The sequence below is a fragment of the Streptomyces triticisoli genome, from assembly GCF_003270085.1.
Taxonomy (GTDB): Bacteria; Actinomycetota; Actinomycetes; order Streptomycetales; family Streptomycetaceae; genus Streptomyces; species Streptomyces triticisoli.
Genome location: NZ_QFDQ01000196.1, coordinates 1 through 2,255, shown reverse-complemented (window position 1 = coordinate 2,255; position 2,255 = coordinate 1). Strand labels below are relative to the sequence as shown.

Sequence of the window (2,255 nt, the reverse complement as noted above, 5' to 3'; positions counted from 1 at the left end):
CGGCGCACGGCCCGCCGCGCCGCGGCGTCCCGGCGCTCGCCGACGGCCTCGGCCGGCAGCCCGCCCGGGGTGACGTCCCACGGCTCCACGCAGCCGACGTCGCGCACGTCGACCTCGCCGATCCCCGCGCCGGACAACAGCGCGGCCAGCGCGGCGCCCACCCGGCCCGCGCCCCGGACCTGCACGCGCAGGCCACTGCGGGCCGCCAGTCGCCCAATCGCCTCGCCCGGTTCGCGCGCGACCAGGGAGAGGGAGGCGAGATCAGGCGCCAGCCGGTCCATGACCTCCTTCTTCTCCCGGAGCGCGTCCGCCGCCGCACCGCCGCCCCGGGCGTCGTCGAGGAGCCCGGCGTGGGCCAGCCGCTCCACAAGACGGTCCACATGGCCGTCGGGCAGATCCATGCGGTGCCCCTCCTCGCGCAGGAGAGGCAGCCCGCGCGTGCCGTTGAGCAGGTCCAGGAAACTGCCCGTCGCGGTGTCCATCGGACCCAGTGTCAGCGCGTGCGCGGGTGTCATCCCGAACTGCACGGTGTCGAGATCACGCCAGCCGCGCCTGAGCGCGGGTTTCACCATGGGATGCATGCGAGCCCCCGTAGCCCGGAGAACGAAGTGAGTGCCAGCATGCCCGCCCCGGCCGGGCGGCGCCGAAAGTTGTCCACAGGCTGGGGATATTCGTCGTACAAGTAAGACGCTGAGTGAAGGATCGGCACGGAACCGTTCCGGACCCGGGACTTCTCGTACGTACACCCGGTAACGTCGGGGCGTGTCCGCCGACCCACTGCACCGCTCCGGAACGCCACAGCGCAGCAAGACGAGCCCGCCGCCGAGCGGCCCGGCGACGAGCGCGATCGAAGTCCGCAGGAGCGCCCGCCGCCGCCGGACGGTCTCCGCGTACCGCGAGGGCGATCGCACCATCGTGCTGATCCCCGCCCGGATGACCGAGGCGGAGGAGCGGCGCTGGGTGACCGTCATGCTCGACAAACTGGCCGCCCAGGAGAGCCGGCGCTCGCTCGGCGACGCGGAACTCGCCGAGCGGGCCGAGCGGCTGTCGGCCCAGTTCCTCGACGGCCGGGCCCGGCCCGCCTCGGTGCGCTGGGTCACCAACCAGAACACACGCTGGGGCTCGTGCACACCGGCGGAGCGCAGCATCCGGCTCTCGCACCGCCTGCAGGGGATGCCCGAGTACGTCGTCGACTACGTCCTCCTGCACGAACTCGCCCATCTGCTCGTCCCCGGCCACGGCCCGGACTTCTGGCGGCTGCTGGAGGCCTATCCGCGAACCGAGCGGGCCCGGGGCTACCTCGAAGGGGTGGTCGCAGCCGGACGGTTGCCGCATGTGCCGGGCGCCCGCGGCGAGTGACCACGGCTTCGGGGGGGCGAGTGACCACGGCTTCGGGGGCGTGAGGTACCACCGGACCGGGTTTGTGTACCGGGTCTGTACCGACTTCGTCCGATGTCGGATTTTGCGGTTAGCCTGGCGCGACGCACTCGCACTCGGGATGGGGGACGGTCGTTACGCATGCCCAGGGAATTCCAGCGCGGCCACAAGGCCAGGATCAGTGACCTGACCGCGGGCACGGATCTGTACGTAGGCGTGCAGATCTCGGCCCCCGGACTGACCTTCGACATCAGCTGCTTCGGGCTGGACGCCGACGAACGCCTCTCGGACGACCGGTACTTCGTCTTCTTCAACCAGCCGAAGTCCCCCGAGGAAGCCATCCAGATGCTGGGGCCCCAGGCGGGCGACACGGAGTCCTTCCGGGTCACGCTCGAGAAGATCCCGCCGCGGATCCAGAAGCTGTCGTTCACCGCGACCATCGACGGCGCCGGACAGATGTCGCAGATCAACCCCGGGTACCTGCGCATCGTGGCGGGCGGCGAGGAGGTGGCCCGGTACGCGTTCAACGGCTCGGAGTTCTCCACCGAACGGGCCGTGATGCTGGGCGACATCTACCTCAAGGACGTGTGGCGGTTCGCGGCCGTCGGCCAGGGCTTCGACGGCGGCCTCGAGGCGCTGCTGAAGAACTTCGGCGGCGAGGTCCTGGAGGAGGAGAGCGCCCCCGACCAGGCCCCGCAGCAGCCGCAGCCCGGTGCCGTCCCGGGCTTCGCCCCGCCCGCCCAGACCGCTCCGCCCCCGACGTTCGGTGTGCCTTCCGGGCCCTCCGGTCCCGCCGCGCCCGCTCCGGCCCCGGCCGCCCCCGTGCCCCAGCCCGCCGTGCAGGGCTTCGCGCCGCCCCCGGGAGCCACCCCGCCGCC

Annotated in this window: 3 protein-coding genes; 2 read left to right on the top strand and 1 reads right to left on the bottom strand. The window is 72.5% G+C overall.

What is annotated here, in order from left to right; translation table 11 throughout:
• The coding region (locus DEP02_RS25220; RefSeq protein WP_232839268.1) for a ThiF family adenylyltransferase at positions 1–581 on the bottom strand (581 nt) is incomplete at its 3' end.
• A gap of 181 nt (positions 582–762) precedes the next feature.
• Here DEP02_RS25220 and DEP02_RS25215 point away from each other — a divergent pair.
• Both DEP02_RS25215 and DEP02_RS25210 read left to right on the top strand, forming a co-directional pair.
• Positions 763–1,359: a M48 metallopeptidase family protein gene (locus tag DEP02_RS25215; protein WP_112469985.1), complete on the top strand. Its 597-nt coding sequence runs from the start codon at positions 763–765 to the stop codon at positions 1,357–1,359.
• A 159-nt stretch (positions 1,360–1,518) separates the two neighbouring features.
• A partial coding sequence (locus DEP02_RS25210; RefSeq protein WP_198668580.1) for a TerD family protein occupies positions 1,519–2,255 on the top strand: 737 nt, incomplete at its 3' end.